Origin of the sequence: Exiguobacterium sp. s122, assembly GCF_018618475.1 — a bacterium.
Classification (GTDB): Bacteria; Bacillota; Bacilli; order Exiguobacteriales; family Exiguobacteriaceae; genus Exiguobacterium; species Exiguobacterium himgiriensis.
The window spans coordinates 23,780-43,070 of record NZ_JACSMD010000001.1 but is presented as its reverse complement, the minus strand read 5'-3'; the positions used below and the strand labels follow the sequence as shown (position 1 = coordinate 43,070).

Below are 19,291 nucleotides of genomic sequence, written 5' to 3'. Positions count from 1 at the left end.
TTAGACGTACAGTAGCCTATTCCCAGCCGCGTCCGACCTTAAGCAGAATCGCGCGTTTTTCGAAATGCCCAACAATAAAAGGACGTCAAGCCAACACCAATCGCGAACACCATCGTCCAGATGTTCATGACGATGAACTGATTGAAAGGCTTAAAGAAGTAATCCCACGCCCCGTCGATACGCCAAACCATCGCCGTGGAAATGAAATAAGATACGATGAGTCCGAATGCGAGCCACGGGAACATCCCACGTCGGGCAAACCCCCACATTCCCCACCACATAACGGCCGGAATCACGACATACCCGAACGCATTCCCTAAAAGAAAGTCTGATGCTGTCACGAAGAAACCCCACGGCAGACACAACAGGATGATGAAGACAATCCGCCCCAGCATCAGGCTTGCCCCTGTTGATTCTTTTTCCACCAGACGAACAAGAAGATTCCCATCCCGACGACCAAAATCAACATCGAGAATATCAGTTGTTGCTCGAGCGGCAAACTCGTCTTGGCGAACGCGTATTGCGGCCCGAATAAGAGCAGCGGAATAATCAGATTGATCCACGTCTTCGTCCACACCGAGACGATGAGTAACGTAACGACGGCCAGTCCGAGCAAGACGAGTTGGCCGGTCGAACCGAACACGATTGTCGGCGTCTCGACGAAGATGTCGAGCACCATCAGACCGAGGAACAGCGTCATCGGCAACACGGCAAGCGCGATGTACGTCGCCCCGTTTTTGAATGGACTTGCTTTCGAACGGACGGACAGATTGCGGAACGCTTGCGAGGCGGCCAGCAAGAACAGGACGGCTACGAGCGGGAACCCGATCAGCTGAACCGTCGAGAACGTCATCTCGCCTTGAATGAAGTTACCGATGATGATGTAGGCGAACACGTTCGGAACCAACATCGCGATGATTTTGAAAAAGCCTTTCCCATCAAACGCCATCTCATGCCCGAGATGCTGCATATAGGCTTTCGGACTTTGGCCGACGACATCGTCCACACTTTTTCCTGCCCGTTCCGCTTCCTCGAGGTGGTCTTTGAGCTCGGCGACGACGTCGTGCACTTCCTCTTCCGCTTTCCCACTCGACATAAGATATACTGCTAAATCATCCAAAAAATCACGACTCTTTTTTGAAAGCTCCATCTTCATTCCCCTCTCCGAGTACGCGGTCGACGCCGCTTGACACTTCCGCCCAACGTTGTTTGAAGGCGAGCAATTCTTGCTGCCCCGCCTCCGTCAAGATGTAATACTTTCGCTTCGGCCCTCCGGACGGCAGTGTCTTTTGAATCGTCTCGACCCAGCCGTCTTTCTTCATCCGCAATAACACCGGATAGATGCTGCCCTCACTCACCATCGTGAATCCGTACGCCTGCAACTTCTCCGACATCTCGTAGCCGTACGTCTCTCCTTTATCGATGATGGCCAACAGGCACCCTTCAAGCAATCCTTTCAACATCTGACTCATCGCCATGGCGTGACCTCGCTTTCATCAAACTAACTTGTTATACATAATAGTAATGGAAGGTACTACCAAGCGCAACTATTTTGTAAAACAAGCTAGTTTCGCATCGATAGGTTTAATTTTTCAAATCAGGTGAATACTTCTTAAGGTGAAGCAAAAACATAAAGGAGTGTTGGAGTATGCATACCGATTTTACAAAGATGTACATTGATGGCCAGTGGGTGGAGGGGTCGAGCGACAAGTCGATTGAGAACACCAATCCGTTCACGGACGAGACGTTGTTCTCGATTCGTTCGGCCGATGAATCCGATCTCGACAAGGCCTATTCGGTTGCAAAGGAAGCACAAACCGAATGGGCGACGGTGCTCCCTCAAAATCGACGCGCGTTGATTGAGAAATTCGCCGAACTAACGATGCAATATAAAGAAGACATTATCGACTGGCTCGTCAAAGAAGCAGGTAGCACACGGATCAAGGCCGAAGGTGAATTTCTAGCCACAATGGCCATCGTCAAGGAGGCAGCGACGTTCCCGTTCCGGATGGATGGGCTCATTAAGCCATCCATCGTCCCGAACAAGGAAAACCGCGTCTACCGGAAACCGCTCGGTGTCATCGGCGTCATCAGCCCTTGGAACTTCCCGTTCCACCTCGCTGCTCGCTCCATCGTCTCCGCGCTCGCGACAGGCAATACCGTTGTCGTCAAACCAGCGACGGCGACACCGGTCACAGGTGGTCTCCTCTTCGCTTCTTTATTTGAAGAAGCCGGTCTTCCGAAAGGCGTGTTGAACGTCGTCGTCGGTCGTGGCTCTGAGATCGGGGACGCCATCGTCGAACACCCTGTGCCAAAGCTCATTTCTTTCACCGGCTCGACTGAAGTCGGCAAAGGGATTGCTGAGAAAGCGGGACGCCAATTGAAGAAAACAGCGCTCGAACTCGGTGGCAATAACGTCTTCGTCGTTCTAGACGACGCCGACATCGACCGTGCTGTCGAATCAGCCGTCTACTCGAAGTTCTATCATCAAGGACAAATCTGTATGTCGACGAACCGAATTCTCGTCGCTGAGTCGATTCATGATGTGTTTCTCGAAAAATTTGTTGAGCGCGTACGCGCCTTGAAGTTTGGCAATCCGAATGAATCGGATACCCAAGTCGGACCGCTCATCGATCACGACCAAGTGGACCGCATCCTCGATCAGATTGACCAAACCGTCGAAGCCGGGGCGACGCTCCACACTGGCGGTAAAGCGGACGGCAACGTGCTCGATCCGACCGTCGTGAGTGGTGTCACGAACGACATGCCGCTCGCTAAAAACGAGATTTTCGGTCCTGTCGCAGTCATCCTTTCGTTTAAGGACGATGCCGAGGCGCTGAAACTCTCGAACGAGCTCCCGTATGGACTGAGCGGTGCCGTCCACGGTTCAATTTATCGGGCGACCGAATTCGCCCGAAACGTCGAGACCGGCATGATTCACGTCAATGATCAATCGGTGAACGATGAGCCGCACTTGCCGTTCGGCGGTGAGAAGGACTCGGGCCTTGGCCGTTTCAACGGCGAATGGGTGCTCGAGGAATTCACGACGCTCCAATGGGTCTCCGTCATGCATGAACGTCGGGAATATAAACCGTTCTTCTCTTAAGCAAAAAGCGTGTTGATCCGTTCACGGACCAACACGCTTTTTTAGATTTTCTTCACAAACTCCGATTTCAGTTTCATCGCACCGAGCCCGTCAATCTTACAATCGATGTCATGGTCTCCGTCGACAAGACGGATTCCTTTCACTTTCGTGCCTTGCTTGACGACAAGCGACGTGCCTTTTACTTTCAAATCTTTGATAACTGTTACCGTATCCCCGTCTTGGAGCACGTTCCCGTTTGCATCTTTGATTTGCGCGTCTGCTTCCGCTTCGGCAGCCTCACTCGGCGACCATTCATACGCACACTCGGGGCAGACGAGTAAGCTCCCATCCTCATACACGTATGAGGATTGACACTTCGAGCAATTCGGTAGTTCTGTCATGCTGATTCCTCCATTCGATTCACTGTAGCCAGTATATCGTATTTTCGGAACATAGACAGTTGTCGTTTAACCTTCTTCTGGCGTGTCCGGACCTTTCAAATCGAGTTGATAAAACGACAAGTCGAGCCACTTCCCGAACTTGTAGCCGGCCCGTTTCACCGTGCCCGAATGAACGAATCCAACCTTCTCGTGTGCCCGGATACTCGTCACGTTCGAAGCGTCGATGCCGCCGATGACGGTTTTATAGTCTCGTTCTTCCGCGAGGCGGATGATCTCACGGAGTAATTTGTTCCCAATCCCTTTGCTACGGTAACCTGGATGGACGTAAATCGAGTGCTCCACCGTGTATTTGTACGCCGGCCAAGGACGGAACGGACCGAACGTGGCGAACCCCATGACGACATCCCCTTCCGCCCATACGATCACCGGGAGTCCGGATGCTTTCTTGTCTTCATACCAAGCGATTCGGTTTTGAAGCGTCACCGGTTCATAATGATAGACCGCGGTACTGTTGACGATGGCATCGTTGTAAATATGTAGGACGGCCTGTAGGTCGTCGCGTCGACAAGTTCGAATCATATGGCACCACTTTCTTAGCGTTTTCTTCATTATACGGAGTCTTGTAGGAAAACACACGTCACGAATTCGCACATAAAAAAAGTCAGCCTCATGCGGCTGACCTGTTCGTTTAAGCGGCCAATCGGTCGCACAGCGAAGCGCACTCGAAACAGACGCGTGCACATTCCTGACAATGCTCGTGTTTGTGTTTTTCACACTCTTGGCCGCACGCCTTACAGACAACCGCACAAGCTCGGGCAAGTTCCGGTACGAACGCGGAATCCCGTGTCATTGCCTCGGCGAGAAACGTACAGATGGCGGCACACTCACGGTCGAGCCGGATGCAATCGACCATCATCCGGACGTCTTGTTCTTCCAGGCACGATTCTAAACAATGGTTACACGTCGCGATACAGTCATGTAGCGTCTCCAATTCGTTCGCATAAATCCGTTGCATAGGTGAAGCCTCCTTTTTAGAAACGAGGGTGACAAGTTCAATACGTTACTGTTGTTCCCTAATCGCTAAAAGAAAAACGGTCTTCTCAATGCCTCGGGTCGTTGATGAATCTCCGATACATCGAAGCGACCGCGTTTAACAATCGTGCCGGATAACGTTTCGGCATGAATCTGAGACGGTAAAGGCGATACATGCGTTTCAAGTCTTCCCATTGATGGTCGACGTGCTGACCTTGACGGAAACGGGCCAAGTCAATCAAATAGATGCGTCCGTTCGGACTGAGGATAATGTTTCGTAAATGAACGTCGGACGGGGTCAGCCCAAGCGCCCGTGCCGCATGGAGCGCTTCATCGACTTGATTGATATAAGAGGCGTCAATCCAAATCCGTTCGGTGAGGCATTCAAACAACGTCTTCCCGGCGATGTAGTCGATGACGATGTAATTCGCCCCGACCTCATGTAGACGTGGGAATTGGGGCAACCCATGAAGTTTGTCGTAGATGATGTGCTCTTCGGCCGCGATATGGGTGAAACCGGGGAAAAACACTTTGATGACGAGGTCGGTCCCGTTTATCCGGAACACCGCTGCGCTTCGTCCAATCCCATGTAACTCGAGTTGATTGTGATGCTTTGTGACGCGCGTCTCTTGACCGGATTGGTCGAACGTCACGTCAGCATATGCGTGATAACGTTTCATGAGGAGCTCCTCTTCTAAATTGTGCTTTTATCATAACGGATTTTGACCGATTTGACCGCATTCTCGAATCGGCAAAGTGACGCTGTGCCCATTTATCCGTATAATGAAAGCGATTGACAAAGAGGAGGAATGACTATGCAACGCATCACCTTAACTGAAGATTTATCATTCTCGCGCATCGTCCACGGCATGTGGCGTCTCGCCGAGTGGGACATGAGCCCACAAGAACGGCTCGCGTTCATCGAATCATGCATCGAACTCGGCATCACGACGTTTGACCATGCCGATATTTACGGCGGCTATACGTGCGAGGGATTGTTTGGAGAAGCGCTTCGTTTGAAGCCAGAACTCCGCGATCAAATCGAGATCGTCACAAAAACTGGCATCAAATTGACGGGTGACTTCAACCCGGGCCAGGCGATCAACCATTACGACACGACGAAGACGCATATTATCAACCAGGCAGAGCGCTCGCTCTCGGAGCTCGGTATTGATCACATCGATACATTATTGATTCACCGTCCCGACCCACTCATGAACCCCGATGAAGTCGCCGAGGCGTTCATCGCGTTGCAAGAAAGCGGAAAAGTCCGCACGTTCGGCGTGTCGAACCATCTACCGTCACAGCAGCGCTTGCTTCAGTCGCGTTTACCGTTCAAGCTCGTGACGAACCAACTCGAACTGTCACCGATGCAACTGAAACACTTTGAAGACGGTTCGGTCGACCTTTGTCACGAAGAACGGATGCCACTCATGGCCTGGAGTCCACTCGCTGGTGGTCGTCTCTTCTCGGACGATACGTACGCACCGCTTCGAGACAAACTGAAGGCGATTGCAGAACGGCACGGTGCGAACGGCATCGATGTCATCGTTTACGCCTGGTTATTAGCACATCCGGCGCGTATCATGCCGATTATCGGATCTGGGAAAATTGACCGAGTGGAGCGTGGAGTCGAAGCACTCAACATCGACTTGACTCGTGAAGAATGGTTCGAAATTTTGAAGGCTTCACGCGGTCGAGATGTCGATTAAAGGATGAGATAAACAGTTTATTCCTTTATGATTGTTTGTTGAAAAATAATCAATTTTAACGATTTTTAGTGGAAGGCTGGTTTTGCGTGTTTTTTCGTCAAAAATCGACACAGGAGAAAACGTTAAATTCCATTTAATATCCATAAGTGTAAAAAGCACCCGCTCAGTTCAAGTCGAGCGGGTTTTTTGATTTTTTTTATCAAAATCACTTTAATTTTCCTAAGCCTAAAGTCACAAAAAAATGGTGCTAAAATGATAAAAGTTATTCATTGAAGGAGAGCACCGATGTGAAAAAGTACCTGATTTTCTGTACCCTTGTCATGTTGACGTTTTTGTTCGGATGTGAAGAAGAGCAAGCGTTTCGTTTACATACAGCTCCCGAGTACTACCAAGGACGTGCCATGCTACCCTCAGGTCAATTGATCGAGATGACCGAGGCGGATCGGAAAAGTGTGTTAGATGCTTGCTATCCGGAAGATGCGCTCGCACTCGCTCCTGCCGGAGATCGTCGTTGGATCGGTACGGTCACGTTGTCCCAACCGTTAACGACGAATGATTCAACCCCAGTCTTCCCGACCGCAACGTTCTTTGAAGCAGAAAATCAAACGTTCGTTGAATGTCAGGTCGACACAATCACGTATATGAAACAAATTGCAGCCGTTCCGGATAGTCTCGCCCCGTTTCACGAGCAAGCCGTCACGTATCCGTCTGTCGCCAAACTGCGCAACGCCCAGCCCCATGAACGGCTCCAGTTCTTGAAAGAGATGGATAAACCGTTTGGTAACGAACCGTATCCGACGCGGACCGCTTTCGAACAAACGCTCGTTCACCTCACGATGCCGTTCAGCGGCTCGTTCGAATTGACGTTCGAATCATTAGACGGTGACGAACAGGTTACAATCCCAATTGATGCCGCTTCGCGTCAACCGTTCCGTTCCATCGGATTCGGGGTGGAGTCGACCGAGGAAGCGCAAACGTATGGGGTATACACTTCCCCGAATCAAGAAGTGTATGACGAGGTGCGACGACCGAAAGATGCTTCATTCGATCGTTTGCTCGGGGTTCGTCAAGCCGAGACCCTTCCGACGACGCTCGTTTCAGGCGAACGGTATCCGTTGTTCAGTTTCTCGTTCATGCGCGACGACGTTCCGCATAAAAAGATTGTTTCCATCACGTATCATGAACCCATCCTCTTGCGGGGCGAAGCGTTAAAGCGGGAGATGCGGGCCGAATTCTCGAATCGCCAACATGCCGTGTTTCACGAACTCGCCTTAATTGGTACGGAATCGCGAGATGCGTCATTTTTGACCCATTTGACAGCGGACGACACGCGCTTTATCTTTAAAGCGATCGAACGCGCAAAAGCGACGCCAGAGTCGGGTCAGCCGTCTGACATTCCTTATTTGACCGTGTTCGAAGGCATCTGTGCCCAAACGTTTGACGTCAGCTTTAAAGGAGATGATGTCGTGTTGACGAATACGAAGACAGGGGCCCATTTCAAGTTACTTCGGGACGACGCAAACAAATGGCACGATCGCTTTGACGACTAAAGGAGGAATACCGTGCGAAAAATCAATATAGCCGCCTCACTTCTACTCACGATCATTTTAAGTGGATGCACCGACGAGGAGACGGCGCTCGATCTAAACGTGCGTCCCCTCTTGTTTGACGGCTATCGCTACGAGGTCGGAAAGTCGCTGACACAGATGGACGAGGCGGAGCAGACGGCCGTCCATACGATTTGTGACGCGACGGATGTCACGTCGTTGCCGGACCATCCGTTCGTCTTCGACGCCTCGTATCGTAGCTTTTCGCAGTTCTCACCTGAGACCGTCTCGCCTCTGACTAGCCTGACCGTCTTCCATGACGACGAAGCGACATACGCCCACTGTGAAACCGGCTATAGCCAATACGTAAAACAAATCGACCCGGAAGTCATGCCGATTAGCTATCGTGAGGCAGACCCCGAGCCGCTTCGACCTCGCGCCACACAAGTGTCGGATGAAGCGCAACAGACTCTTCTGAAACAACTCGAAGCCACTTATTCAGATGTTGAACTCAAACCGCTTCCGGCATCGTTTGTCACGTTACAGGCATCCTTGTTCGCAACGCTTTGGTTCGAGGTGAAAACGGAGGACGCCTTGATGCGTTCTTCCCTTCCTTACCAGCCGAACTTGCAAAACCTGACGCTCTCGCTTCATCTCACCGAGACGGGTGGTATCGTTCAACCCCTCCTCGTGGAGTTTTCGGAGTTGCTTCCGTCCTATCGGACACTCGACCCTGTGCCTGATGGCGGCGTCCCGACGTTGTCACACACGTATCCGTTACCTGAGACGCTCGAGTTCGGGAAGACGTATCCGCTTTGGAAACTGGCGTATGACGTCGATGGGAAAATTGTCGAACAAACCGTTTCCATCCTTTACGAGCCGCCCGTCATGATGACACAAGCCGAGGTGGACGCCGCAACGATGACAGCCGATGAAGAAGTTACCATCGGTTATTTCCACAAGACGCCATTGTCCGGGAAGACCGAGCTCCACGCCTTAGACGCGATCCAAACGTTGACCGCCGACGGCGCGACGTTAAAGCAGATTGTGGCGCGGGCCGAACCGGTCAAACGGAGCGGTGAGCCGGCCGATTATCCGTTGTTCACGTTAATCGAAGGGGTGACGTCCCAGACGTTCGAGGTGACGCTCCATAAGCGCTCGAAAAAAACGGACGTGTTTCTTACGACCGACGGCAAGCATTTCAAGTTGAACCCCGAGGACAGTGCCACGTGGCTGTCGCTCGCCCCTTACTGACAGACGGCCTTTCCGTCTGTCTTTTACACGTTCTGTAGGCAACATCGTCCAATCACAAACCGAGAGTGTGCGACAATGAAACAAATGACTTGAAGGAGTGGATTTGATGACGACACGATTCGTTCGCGACGTCGCCGACAGTTGGCGCGTCTCCTATAAACAAAACGGCTATCCGCACGTTCAACAAGGGTGGGTGTTGCCACCGGAGCGTAAAGCCGAGTTCGACCCGTTCATCTTGATGGCCGAAGATTGGTTCAAGCGCGGGACGTTCTCCGACCATCCGCACCGCGGTTTTCAGACGATTACGTACGTGATCGATGGCCGGCTCGAACATATCGACAACCATGGCGGTCATTCGATTCTCGACGCGGGTGATGTGCAATACATGAACGCCGGGTGGGCAGCTCGTCACGCCGAAGAGGCCGTCGCCGACGACTTGATCCATACGCTTCAACTTTGGCTCAATTTGCCGAAAGCACTTAAAACGACGACGACGTCTTATCAAAACGTCTACTTAGAGGACGCGCCGGTCGCCCCAATCGACGGCGGACACGTGCGTGTCTATTCGGGCGATGTCGCGGGCGTCACCGGACCGATGCAGAGCCTCGTGCCGATCACGATGACCGAGATTCAACTGCGCGAAGGAGCGACGTATGACCACGTCCTTCCGACGAACCATAACGCCTTCGCCTACGTCCTCGCCGGATCCGTCGAGCTTGGTTCGAGCGCGACGCCGCTCGAGAAGACAGATGTCGCGACATTGACGTTCGACGAAGCGGACGAGGGGGAGAGCACCCTCTCCATCACCGCGACGTCCCGGGCAAAGCTACTCGTCTATTCGGGTGTCCCGCTCCGTGAAAACTATATCGCCCACGGCCCGTTCGTTATGAACACGGAAGACGAGATTCGCCAAGCGTTCCGTGACTATCATGCCGGCGTCTTCGGCCCACCTGCCGTGAAATAAACAATGAGCCACGCGCGATGCGTGGCTCACTCTTTGTCCGGCTTCAACACCGTCTGTTGTGTCGGGACGTGTCCAATCGGGACGGTCCGCTCGAACAGGACGTATCGTTTCCCATCCACTTCAAACTTCCGGTCACCCAAATAGTGCGCGGACTTTCCATTCTCATATAACTTCGTCAAAATCGCCGGGACGTACTCGTTCAAATTCGTATAGTGCTCATCAAGCGTCATGACGATGTTGCCTTTCTCGTAACCCATCCACTGGTTCCACATGAACAGCATCAAGGAGATGACTCCAAGTACACCGACTATCAAAATCACTGTATCCATCTGTTGCTCCCCTTTGTTTTTACAGATTTCACGACGACTTGGCGTTTGGCAGTAAACCCGAGCTCGTCATAGAAGCGGGCCGCGTTTTCATTGGCAACCCAATAGTCGAGTTCGATGGTAGCGAAATCATGGGAACGGGCCCATTCCTCCACGTATTCCATCATCTGACGACCATACCCGAGCCGCTGGTGCCCAGGGTGTATACTGATTTGTCTAACGTAGAGCGTCCGCTTCGCGTTTCGGAAGGCGTTGGCGTCACTCGTCACTTCTTGCATCCAGACATAGCCAACCGGTTTCCCTTCCACTTCGGCGACGAGGAAATGGTGCCCCGCCTGTGCCATCGTCACCGCGAAAGCATCACGCATATGCTTGTGATTGTACGGGGCAAAGAAATGGGGCATGAGCGTCACGTGTTGCTCATGAATCGGTCGGTTCAACGTCGCAATCAAGTCTGCATCATTCGTCTCAAGCAACCTCATTGGCCGTTATAGAACTGGCTACGGTCTTCCGTCACGCCATGCGGCTTCTCATTGCCACGAAGCTCATGTCCTTTTCCATTTCGCGGTTTGCCATGAAGCCGGTGTTGAATCGGGCGGGCAAGCATGTAGCCACCGATCAAAGAAAGCGGGAATGCGATGAACGCCATTCCAAGGAACACGAGCGCCCCTTTATTCGCGAACTCGAACGTCTCGATTAAAAAGCTAATCCCAAAATAAAAGCCGACAAACAACACGCCTACGAACGCATACTCGATACATTTCCCAAGAAATCGTTTCATCGATTCACTTCCTTTCGTTGTTGCTTCTCTATACGTAAAATCGATTCAACAGGTTTCAATTTGTTTGTTCCGCCATATACCAAATCGTGGCGACGCGTTCCGTTTCCGACACCCATTCTTGTTTCCCTTGAATGTAACTCTCGATATCCGTGGGATGATGATTGGCGAGCGTCCGTTTTAACGAACCATACGTGTCTCGCACTTCCGGGAACGCTTTTAAATATTCCCGAAACGCCAAATGACGGGTCACCCCTTCGTCACCGGACTCAAACACATGGACGTGCACAGTCCGTACGTCGTCCCCTTTCGCAAAAAAGCGTCGTCTCGGGATTCCGTGTTCCCCAAAGCTTCGATACCCGAGCGCTTCCATGTGCCCCGTCAGTTCATCGACTTGCTCAATCATTCGAACGACCGGCATGATGTCGATCGTCGGTTTTGCGTCGAGTCCTGGCACCGATGTGCTTCCGATATGATGAATCTCGACGATGCGATCGCCAAACAGATGGGTCAACTTTTCCGCTTCCTCTTCGAATCGCGTGATCCATGCCGGGTCATAGGGTACAACTTTCACTTGTCTCATGTTCTCCCTCCTCTCGTTCACGTTTCCTACTCTCCTTTATTATCATACCCGTTTTGACCGCCGTTTACGGGCTAACATGGTTTGTTCGTTTCCGAAATGGGAAAGGCATATAGTAATGAAATCAGAACTGGAGAGTGAGACGGATGTTGACACAAGAACAGATCAACACGTTCAAAGAACGGTTGCTTAAAGAGAAGGCAAAGACAGAAGGCTATATGGAGAATCGAGAAGAGGTATACGATGAAGGCGAGTTGTCGCATTACGACAACCATCCAGCCGACGGAGGCGAAGAACTGTTTCTTCGCGAACGGGACCAGGCACTGAATGAACTCGACGAAGAATTTTTAACGGACGTCGACAAGGCGTTGATCGCCATCGAGAACGGTACGTACGGGACATGTGAAGTATGCGGAAAAGAAATCGAGTTAGATCGACTCGAAATCATTCCGGAGACGACGCTTTGTATCGAACATGCACGGGCACAAGAGGCGGAAGAACATCAAACGAATCAAGCACGCCCGGTCGAAGAAGATGTCCTAAACCCGTCCGAGACGGCACGCCATAAACAGCTCGACGGCAGTGACGATATCAATCAAAGCACGGACGCATTCAGCCAAGTCGAAGACTTCGGCAGTTCGGACACGATCGCGGACAGTGAAGGCAATCACGACCCGACACGCGAATGACGAATGGCCGCGAATCGCGGCCTTTTCGCATGAAAAAAGACGCAACGGTTTCGTTGCGTCAATACGTGGCTTTAACGGCCGAAGCGCCGCCTAGCAATTGGGCGACTTTCATCGGATCGACGGTATTGCCGGCCGAACTTGAAGAAAACGAATAGCTGCCTTTATGCACTTCAAAGTGTAAGTGCGGCCCAGACGAGTTTCCGGTGTTACCGATTTGGCCGATGCCTTCGGCTTGGCGTACTGTCTGCCCTTTCTTCACATCGATTTTGTGCATATGCGCGTACACTGTCGTCCATTTTTGACCGTCAAGATTGTGTTCGATTTTGACGTGTTTGCCGTATGGCCCACGCCCGCTCACTTCAATGACTTTACCATCTGCTGCCGCGTAAATCGGTGTCCCGACTTTCGCCGCGATATCGATTCCGTTATGGAACGTATAGCCGAACTGTCCGCTCGCAGGACCGAAGCCTTGGGAGAGTCGACCATTCGCTGGCATCATGAACTTGTCAGGCGCCATCGCCGCATGCTGTTTCTTCAAATCGTTCAATTTGTTTGTTTGCGTCTTCATCTGTTCCGTAGCGGCTGCATAAGACGATTGCGTCTTTTCCTTTGACGCTATGACTTCTTCTTGCTGTGCCGTCAAGTCATCGAGCGTCTCTTTTGCCGTCGCCTTTTGGTCTAAGAGATCTTGTTGCTTTTTCTCAGATTCTGCCGCTTCGGCTTTCGCGCTCGGTAACACCGAAGATAATACTTGCTGGAATAGCGAGGCGTCTGCCGGGGCGAGCTCGTCACGATACGCGTCAATCTGCTTCGTCACGTCATCGATTTCCGCTTGGAGCGTTTGCGCTTTCGCTTCGATTTGTTCGATTTGTTGTTCGGCTTTGGCGACAGCCTGTTTCGATTGACTGACTTCTTTCTCCGTCTGTTCAATTGATTTCGTCGTATTGAGAAGTGTTGCCGGGGTAATTTCGCTTGCTGACGCCGACTGCGCACCATTTAAGATGAACACACCGACGCCTGCCGTGATCATGAGTTGTTTCAGCATATATAAAGAAAACCTCCAAATAAAAAGCATTCATTCGCTTCAATAAAAAGCTATGTATGCGAATATAGCATCCCTATTTGAAAATTTCAATATGTGAAGCATTTCATTTACATGTCGATTTGATCACGGCATCATTTTGTTCTTTCATAATCTTCACCAAAACTTCACGAACGAAATCATTTCTTTTTCGTCGCCAACACAATCCACACGATACTGACGGCTGAAACGAGTGTCAGTGCCGGTCCACCGATTAATACGAGACGACCGACACCGCTCGGCAAGTTTGCTGTCAAGCCGAGAATCGTCAAGGCGTTGCCAACAATCAGCGCGACCATGAGGACAGGTAACCACTTGATCATGTGATGCCCTCTTCTCGCTTCACCATTTCATATTGCATAATTTCACCCTTAACAAAGCCGAGCGTTTCGGCTGCTTGAATGAATGCCGGCCGGTCAGACGTCAACGTCATGTGAAGCGGATGTCTCGATGCAGCAGCCTCCAGGAGCCAGACGGCATCCTCGTCTCGCCCGAACACATCGAGTAAAACTTGGTCGCGTAGCAAAAGGAAACCGCTCCGCCCTGCTTCAGTGACGCGAAGGAGCGTTGCTTGTTGCTGTGTCGTCCGCGCATCTTGTTGCCAGATTGGGTGATGACTAGCGTTCGGGTAAATGTCGTCAAATAACGTTTGAATCGGAATCGGTTCAAGCGTTGCCGTCGTGTCACGCTGTACAGCTTGATAGTAGACAATCTCACGTACTACGTGATAGCCAAGTGAGCGATAGAGCCGGAGCGCCGGCTCGTTCCCTTGAATGACTTCTAAGAGCCGCGTCCCTTCTGCCTGCTCGTCAAAACGACGCATGAACTCTTGGGCGATGCCAAGTCCGCGATAGCCCGGTGCGATGGCGAGACCGCCGCATCGTGTGACCCAGCCGGTTTCAAGCCGTGCAATGCCACTCAACATCAACCCGACCGGTCGATGGTCGACATAAGCCACGATCGAGCGTGACGGTTGATTTTGATCGCGTACGAGGAAGACGGATTCAAATGTCTCCTCATTTATGTCAAATTGAACGATATAGTCAGAAAAACCGTCCCTGAATGCTTTGTATAAATCCGCAATCGGCGGGTTTTGTCGATAAGTAATGGAATGAGTCGTCATCTGTTTATTCCTTTCTCGGTTGTTCGTTATAATGAGACCAAATACGTTCATCAGGAGGAGTTATGTCTACGATTCAATTGCAACCGTTACACGACGAACATTGGCCAATTCTTGAAACGTTTTCGCTTCCGCTCGATCAAGAAAAGTATACGATGCTTCCGCGCGACCTTGATCACCCACTTCCCGAAGGCGTGTACCCGATTGTCATCACAGCGGGCAAGCCAGTCGGATTCTTTTTGCTCCACGATACAGAACGGGTGGCATCGTACACAAATCATGATGACGCGTTGCTCCTATCCGCTTTTTCAATCAATCATGCGGATCAGCGTCAGGGATATGCCAAAGCGGCGCTATCGCGACTCCCAGACTATGTCTGTTCACAGTTCCCGGCAGTCCAGGAAGTCGTGCTATCGGTCAATTTGAAAAACGAAGCGGCGTTTGCCTTATACGAACAGGTCGGCTTCACCGATACAGGACGACGCATCGATGGTCCCATCGGCCCACAACGCATCATGTCCTTAAAGGTTAACGCCTCCGCAGCGAGTGCACTAGATGAATAAACGGCACATCTCAGAGCGCTTTAGCAAATGCCGACCGACTTCCATCAGGACCTTATCTCCTCAATTCCTGCTCTCACTTGTTGAAAGTATCGGTCCGGATGTGGGACGACGTCCTGCTTCGTCAACGTGTATCGAGCTTCGCTCACAAGCGACGTTGCTTCAACTGACGCTCCTTCTCCTGTCATAAGGGCAAAGAAGCGTGCGCAATCGACCGTGACGATGTCAGCCACTTCATCCGATTCGAACGTGAACGTCTCTCCCGCATACGTATAGACATACGTGTGGGCAAATTCACGGTCACGGAGCGACTCTGTTTCAATCACGTCTTCATATACGCCGAGCGCGGTCAATTGCTCCAGTGTGAGCACTAGACCGAGTTCTTCTTGTATCTCGCGCACCCCGTCCCGCACCGTTTCACCGGCTGCCAAATGACCGGCTGCCGTAATATCAAACAGGCTTGGAAAATCTTGTTTCGTCGCGCTTCGCAATTGGAGGAAGAGCTTTTCCCCCTCAATCATCCAACAGTGAAACGTCTCATGCCAGTCACCGTCACGATGAACGTCCGCACGTGGCTTCAAGCCGATTTTCTTTCGTCGTTCGTCGACGACGGTTAGAAATTCAATCATTGTGTCACCCCATTTTCCAAAAATGTGAGGGTGCCGTTCGTCGCATCGAGCAGAACGTCTATCCCGATTGGAAAGACGTGTGAAGGAAACGTGTGACCGATGTCCACGTTTGTCATGATCGGAAACGTCACGTCCCCTACCACCTCAAGCAATAACGACTCAAACGAGAACGGCGCACCGGCCGTATCAAAGTGTTCATGTTTTCCGACAATCAGTCCGGCAATTTCATCGAACACCCCCGCGAGCTTCAACATGCTGAGCGACCGTTCCTCTTCGGCCATCGTTTTGAACGAGTCTTCAATAAAGAGAATCGCCCCCGTCAGATTGGGGAAGAACTCCGATTTCAAGAACCCCGACATCGTGTTCAAGTTCCCGCCAATTAACGGCCCGCGCGCTTCCCCTTCCCTCAACGTCAACCAGCCTTCGTTTGGACGAAACGACTTGACGCGATCTTGCGTGGCCCAATCAATCATTTCTTCCGTCCATTTTTCCGGAACGTCGAGCCTATACGGAGCCTCACATTCAAGACAGAGCACGTCCCGGACGTACCGCTCGCCGTCAGGGAACATCCCTCCATATTCACCGAAAGACGGGACGATGGCTGGACCATAAAACGTGACGACCCCCGCTTTGACGTGACAGGCGAGCAGCAGAGCTGTCACGTCGCTATACCCCATTATGATTTTCGGATTACGACGTAGCGCGTCATAGTCTAAATAAGGCAAAAGTGAATTTGAGTTCGTTCCTCCAATCGTGCTGATGACGGCTTTTACTTCCGGATCTCGAATCAACGCGTTGAATTCATCCGCTCGTGCTTGAATCGAAGCCGAGCGATATCCTTCCGTCTGTCGTGCACAGGCGCCTTCGATTACGCGGAACCCCATTTGTCGCAATTGTTGAAGGCCACGCTCATACCGTTCTGGGAAACGGACAGGTGCCGGAAAGGACGGGGTCATGATCCCTACCGTATCTCCCGGCTGTAACGCGCTCGGTTTCTTGTATCTTGTCATCTCACTCACACCTCTCTCTCCTCACTGTAAAGGTTGTGAGAAGCGGTTGACAACCTCTCTTAAAACAAATCCGGGTCTTCTGACAACGTCCGAACTTTTCGGGCTTTGCGCACGCGGCTCGCCCAACCGAGTGCCGTAAAGAAAAAACCGCCACCGACGACGAGCGAAATCGTGAAGAGACCGATGACCACGCCGTTAAAACCATACCGTTCTCCACTGTAGACGAGAGCGAGCGGAGAGAACAAGAACGCTGTCAGTAGCATCGCAAGTCCTCCTAGAAGCTTTCGCCTCGGAAACCCAATCGTCCACCAGCCGAACGCCATCAATCCCAATACAACTCCTCCGACTATCCCGAATAGCACCATCGCTCTGCCTCCGCTTCATCATAAGTTGAATTATACATTCCGCACGAGTGAACCAAATTCCTGTAAACCTTCTCCAATTAGATTCACCGTTTCCGGGTAAATAAGGATTAGACACCATCGGAACGGGCTTTCATAGAGGAGGCACCCCATGAGCACGCGACTCATCTTTGCCCTCACCTTTATCGGGCTGTGTTTAGCAGTCTTTTTCTGGATTGGTACACTTGACGACCGTCGCATCGAAGGCCGAATCGAACAGATCAACACTCCTCAACTTATAATCGGGCATGATGACGACTCGGGCAGCGAGCTAAAAATGAGGACAGTCTGGATTAATGAAGAGACCGTCGTCACGGGATTAGCGAACGACGTGCAACAACTGCGGACCGGTCAACGCGTCACGATTGAACTCGTCCCGGACGGCAATTTAAATATCGCCGTCTCGATTCACGTCACATCCGAGTGAAACACGACCATTTTTTGAAAACGAGCATAGTTTTGTGTAAACGGTGGAATATGACAGAAGGTAGCAGAAAGGAGCGAATTGAATGATCTCAAATACATTATTGTCAGGAAAAGTCGCCTTCGTCACCGGAGCGGCATCTGGAATCGGTCGTGCCGCGGTCATCCGATTCGTGCAAGCCGGCGCAAAAGTCGCCATTGTCGATTTGAAGTTAGAAGACGCCGAGCAACTCGCCAGCCTGATTGGGGAAGAACGGGCGATCGGCATTAGCGCCGACGTCGCGAACGAGGAAGAAATGAAACGCGCTTACGAACAGACGATGGAGCGTTTCGGACGACTCGATATCGTCTTCGCTAACGCAGGGCGGAACGGCACGATCACGCCGATTGAACATTTATCGCTAGAAGATTGGAATAGTGTCGTCGAGACGAACTTGACGGGTACGTTTTTGACCGTGAAATATGCGATTCCTCATTTGAAGGACCAAGGCGGCAGCGTCATCCTGACGTCGTCAATCAACGGAAACCGTTATTTTAAAAACTTTGGGTTCAGTGGCTATGCGACGACAAAAGCCGGTCAGACCGGGTTCGCCAAAATGGCGGCCGCCGAGCTCGCCCAGTTCGGGATTCGAGTCAACTCGATTTGTCCAGGTGCCATCGATACGAATATTGATGACTCGACGAATCGGGATGACGCCTTGCTCGAAGAAGTCGTCATTCCCATCGAGTATCCGGAAGGCAATCAACCGCTCGCCGGCAAATCCGGCTCCGCCAAACAAGTCGCGGACGTCGTCTTGTTCTTCGCAAGTAGCATGTCGAGTCATGTCACCGGTTCTGAGGTGTATGTCGACGGCGCCGAATCTTTACTTTAACGCCAACAGGTCGCCCCGCGGGGCGACCTGTTCATTTAAGGATTGGACTTTTCATGACGGCTTTTTGATAGAACGGAATGAACCCCAGGCGCTCCATATTCCGTCCTGAAACCGTGTCGACTTTCGTTGTGACGGTTACATACTGGCATCCTGCCGCTTTTGCAGCCGCGATTCTCTCCAAGATGAGTTGCGTCTGATAGCCTTTACCGCGATAAGCGGGAATCGTGCTCGTCAAAAATAGTTCGCCCATTCCTTCCTGAATGGCCAGAATACCTCCCGCGACGGCCGTTTCGCCTTCACGTACAAGAAACGCCTGGTTTTCTGGTAACGCGTAAAATCCTTTTGCCGTATCGACCGTCTCTTGCAAAATCGTCCCCGTCTCGGCGAATCCAGCTGCGACGGCGCGTGCCCATTCATTGACGTTGTCGGCATCGACGCGTTCGACTCCCGTTACAGGCGCTGCCTCCAGTTCTTCTACGTCTAGAAGCCAGACATCGAGAAAGTGATCGAGCGTATAGTTTCGTTCTTGGAGCAAACGAATGAGCGACATATCCGCGAGCGGACACACCTCGACATGAAGCCGAGATACATTTTTCCCGCGCACCCACTTCTCCATCTGATGCAAGTCATAAAAGCTCGTCGGACGATTCAAACCGAACCCGACCGCAAAACTCATATTCCCCATCCGAAAAACATGCCCTTTGTTTTCGACAATCAATTCCGAACCTTCGTAGGGAGGGGTTTGTTTACGGTGTCGAATGTAAGCAGACGTCCCTTCCGCTTTGATGCGTTCGATTCGTCTAGCCAATTCTAAGCGTTTCATCTCC

The 19,291-nt window shown here is 51.6% G+C and carries 27 protein-coding genes; 9 read left to right on the top strand and 18 right to left on the bottom strand.

Annotation, left to right across the window (positions count from 1 at the left end; genetic code table 11):
• Positions 1-38 precede the first annotated feature (38 nt).
• The 3 genes from KNP92_RS00285 to KNP92_RS00275 are packed head-to-tail and all read right to left on the bottom strand — an operon-like array spanning position 39 to position 1,478.
• Positions 39-395 carry a hypothetical protein gene (locus KNP92_RS00285; RefSeq protein ID WP_214835333.1) on the bottom strand — a complete coding sequence of 119 codons (357 nt, stop codon included), beginning with the start codon at positions 393-395 and terminating at the stop codon, positions 39-41.
• The gene (locus KNP92_RS00280; RefSeq protein WP_214835331.1) at positions 395-1,150 is read right to left on the bottom strand and encodes an HAAS domain-containing protein; all 756 of its coding nucleotides are present in this window, start codon (positions 1,148-1,150) and stop codon (positions 395-397) included. The genes KNP92_RS00285 and KNP92_RS00280 overlap by 1 nt, the downstream gene beginning before the upstream one ends.
• A complete protein-coding gene (locus tag KNP92_RS00275; protein ID WP_034816206.1) occupies positions 1,125-1,478 on the bottom strand; it encodes a PadR family transcriptional regulator in 354 nt (117 codons plus the stop codon). Before KNP92_RS00275 ends, KNP92_RS00280 begins: the two co-directional genes overlap by 26 nt.
• A gap of 170 nt (positions 1,479-1,648) precedes the next feature.
• Here KNP92_RS00275 and KNP92_RS00270 point away from each other — a divergent pair, with 170 nt between their 5' ends.
• Entirely contained in the window at positions 1,649-3,106 is a 1,458-nt protein-coding gene (locus KNP92_RS00270) for an aldehyde dehydrogenase family protein (protein WP_214835329.1), read from the top strand.
• Between the two features lie 41 nt (positions 3,107-3,147).
• Here KNP92_RS00270 and KNP92_RS00265 read toward each other — a convergent pair whose 3' ends face one another.
• The 4 genes from KNP92_RS00265 to KNP92_RS00250 form a co-directional block, all read right to left on the bottom strand.
• A complete protein-coding gene (locus KNP92_RS00265) occupies positions 3,148-3,486 on the bottom strand; it encodes a zinc ribbon domain-containing protein YjdM (RefSeq protein ID WP_214835327.1) in 339 nt (112 codons plus the stop codon).
• A 66-nt stretch (positions 3,487-3,552) separates the two neighbouring features.
• Positions 3,553-4,065 carry a GNAT family N-acetyltransferase gene (locus tag KNP92_RS00260; RefSeq protein WP_214835325.1) on the bottom strand — a complete coding sequence of 171 codons (513 nt, stop codon included), beginning with the start codon at positions 4,063-4,065 and terminating at the stop codon, positions 3,553-3,555.
• Positions 4,066-4,174: 109 nt separating this feature from the next.
• Positions 4,175-4,501, bottom strand: coding sequence for a four-helix bundle copper-binding protein (locus KNP92_RS00255; RefSeq protein WP_214835323.1), 327 nt, complete (start codon positions 4,499-4,501; stop codon positions 4,175-4,177).
• Positions 4,502-4,586: 85 nt separating this feature from the next.
• Positions 4,587-5,198, bottom strand: coding sequence for a protein kinase family protein (locus KNP92_RS00250; protein WP_214835321.1), 612 nt, complete (start codon positions 5,196-5,198; stop codon positions 4,587-4,589).
• Positions 5,199-5,333: 135 nt separating this feature from the next.
• Between KNP92_RS00250 and KNP92_RS00245 the strand changes: the two genes are divergently transcribed.
• From KNP92_RS00245 to KNP92_RS00230, 4 genes are all read left to right on the top strand, one after another.
• Positions 5,334-6,230, top strand: coding sequence for an aldo/keto reductase (locus KNP92_RS00245; protein WP_214835319.1), 897 nt, complete (start codon positions 5,334-5,336; stop codon positions 6,228-6,230).
• Positions 6,231-6,517: 287 nt separating this feature from the next.
• On the top strand, positions 6,518-7,780 hold the full coding sequence (locus tag KNP92_RS00240; RefSeq protein ID WP_260564155.1) for a hypothetical protein: 1,263 nt from the start codon (positions 6,518-6,520) through the stop codon (positions 7,778-7,780).
• Positions 7,781-7,792: 12 nt separating this feature from the next.
• The gene (locus KNP92_RS00235) at positions 7,793-9,031 is read left to right on the top strand and encodes a hypothetical protein (protein ID WP_214835316.1); all 1,239 of its coding nucleotides are present in this window, start codon (positions 7,793-7,795) and stop codon (positions 9,029-9,031) included.
• Positions 9,032-9,137: 106 nt separating this feature from the next.
• Complete coding sequence (locus KNP92_RS00230) at positions 9,138-9,995, top strand: pirin family protein (protein WP_214835314.1); 858 nt, start codon at positions 9,138-9,140, stop codon at positions 9,993-9,995.
• Between the two features lie 26 nt (positions 9,996-10,021).
• On the opposite strand, the gene KNP92_RS00225 is transcribed toward KNP92_RS00230, so the two are convergent.
• The 4 genes from KNP92_RS00225 to KNP92_RS00210 are packed head-to-tail and all read right to left on the bottom strand — an operon-like array spanning position 10,022 to position 11,682.
• The gene (locus KNP92_RS00225) at positions 10,022-10,324 is read right to left on the bottom strand and encodes a hypothetical protein (protein WP_214835312.1); all 303 of its coding nucleotides are present in this window, start codon (positions 10,322-10,324) and stop codon (positions 10,022-10,024) included.
• Positions 10,312-10,797, bottom strand: a complete 486-nt coding sequence (locus tag KNP92_RS00220; RefSeq protein WP_214835310.1) for a GNAT family N-acetyltransferase — start codon at positions 10,795-10,797, stop codon at positions 10,312-10,314. Before KNP92_RS00220 ends, KNP92_RS00225 begins: the two co-directional genes overlap by 13 nt.
• 2 nt (positions 10,798-10,799) lie before the next feature.
• Positions 10,800-11,102 carry a hypothetical protein gene (locus KNP92_RS00215; protein WP_211780315.1) on the bottom strand — a complete coding sequence of 101 codons (303 nt, stop codon included), beginning with the start codon at positions 11,100-11,102 and terminating at the stop codon, positions 10,800-10,802.
• A gap of 55 nt (positions 11,103-11,157) precedes the next feature.
• Positions 11,158-11,682 (bottom strand): GrpB family protein, encoded by a 525-nt coding sequence (locus KNP92_RS00210; protein WP_211780314.1) that lies wholly within the window; start codon positions 11,680-11,682, stop codon positions 11,158-11,160.
• Between the two features lie 143 nt (positions 11,683-11,825).
• On the opposite strand from KNP92_RS00210, the gene KNP92_RS00205 reads away from it, so the two are divergent.
• Positions 11,826-12,368 (top strand): TraR/DksA C4-type zinc finger protein, encoded by a 543-nt coding sequence (locus KNP92_RS00205; protein WP_211780313.1) that lies wholly within the window; start codon positions 11,826-11,828, stop codon positions 12,366-12,368.
• A gap of 58 nt (positions 12,369-12,426) precedes the next feature.
• Here KNP92_RS00205 and KNP92_RS00200 read toward each other — a convergent pair whose 3' ends face one another.
• The 3 genes from KNP92_RS00200 to KNP92_RS00190 all read right to left on the bottom strand — a co-directional run bounded on the left by KNP92_RS00200 (position 12,427) and on the right by KNP92_RS00190 (position 14,572).
• Positions 12,427-13,413, bottom strand: a complete 987-nt coding sequence (locus KNP92_RS00200) for a M23 family metallopeptidase (RefSeq protein ID WP_214835307.1) — start codon at positions 13,411-13,413, stop codon at positions 12,427-12,429.
• Positions 13,414-13,589: 176 nt separating this feature from the next.
• A complete protein-coding gene (locus KNP92_RS00195) occupies positions 13,590-13,772 on the bottom strand; it encodes a hypothetical protein (RefSeq protein WP_214835305.1) in 183 nt (60 codons plus the stop codon).
• A complete protein-coding gene (locus KNP92_RS00190) occupies positions 13,769-14,572 on the bottom strand; it encodes a GNAT family N-acetyltransferase (RefSeq protein WP_214835303.1) in 804 nt (267 codons plus the stop codon). The genes KNP92_RS00195 and KNP92_RS00190 overlap by 4 nt, the downstream gene beginning before the upstream one ends.
• 62 nt (positions 14,573-14,634) lie before the next feature.
• Here KNP92_RS00190 and KNP92_RS00185 point away from each other — a divergent pair, with 62 nt between their 5' ends.
• Complete coding sequence (locus tag KNP92_RS00185; protein WP_214835301.1) at positions 14,635-15,132, top strand: GNAT family N-acetyltransferase; 498 nt, start codon at positions 14,635-14,637, stop codon at positions 15,130-15,132.
• Positions 15,133-15,176: 44 nt separating this feature from the next.
• Here KNP92_RS00185 and KNP92_RS00180 read toward each other — a convergent pair whose 3' ends face one another.
• Genes KNP92_RS00180 through KNP92_RS00170 form a run of 3 tightly spaced genes read right to left on the bottom strand, consistent with a single transcriptional unit; the run spans position 15,177 to position 17,133 of the window.
• Positions 15,177-15,758 carry an NUDIX hydrolase gene (locus tag KNP92_RS00180; RefSeq protein ID WP_214835299.1) on the bottom strand — a complete coding sequence of 194 codons (582 nt, stop codon included), beginning with the start codon at positions 15,756-15,758 and terminating at the stop codon, positions 15,177-15,179.
• A complete protein-coding gene (locus KNP92_RS00175; RefSeq protein ID WP_214835297.1) occupies positions 15,755-16,768 on the bottom strand; it encodes a S66 family peptidase in 1,014 nt (337 codons plus the stop codon). Before KNP92_RS00175 ends, KNP92_RS00180 begins: the two co-directional genes overlap by 4 nt.
• Before the next feature lie 59 nt (positions 16,769-16,827).
• Positions 16,828-17,133: a hypothetical protein gene (locus KNP92_RS00170; protein WP_214835295.1), complete on the bottom strand. Its 306-nt coding sequence runs from the start codon at positions 17,131-17,133 to the stop codon at positions 16,828-16,830.
• Positions 17,134-17,281: 148 nt separating this feature from the next.
• Here KNP92_RS00170 and KNP92_RS00165 point away from each other — a divergent pair, with 148 nt between their 5' ends.
• Together KNP92_RS00165 and KNP92_RS00160 are read left to right on the top strand one after the other, a co-directional pair.
• Positions 17,282-17,596: a hypothetical protein gene (locus tag KNP92_RS00165; protein ID WP_211780305.1), complete on the top strand. Its 315-nt coding sequence runs from the start codon at positions 17,282-17,284 to the stop codon at positions 17,594-17,596.
• An 82-nt stretch (positions 17,597-17,678) separates the two neighbouring features.
• Positions 17,679-18,464: an SDR family oxidoreductase gene (locus KNP92_RS00160; protein WP_214835293.1), complete on the top strand. Its 786-nt coding sequence runs from the start codon at positions 17,679-17,681 to the stop codon at positions 18,462-18,464.
• Positions 18,465-18,495: 31 nt separating this feature from the next.
• Here the strand turns inward: KNP92_RS00160 and KNP92_RS00155 are convergent, their stop codons facing one another.
• Positions 18,496-19,287 carry a GNAT family N-acetyltransferase gene (locus KNP92_RS00155; RefSeq protein ID WP_214835291.1) on the bottom strand — a complete coding sequence of 264 codons (792 nt, stop codon included), beginning with the start codon at positions 19,285-19,287 and terminating at the stop codon, positions 18,496-18,498.
• Between the last annotated feature and the right edge of the window lie 4 nt (positions 19,288-19,291).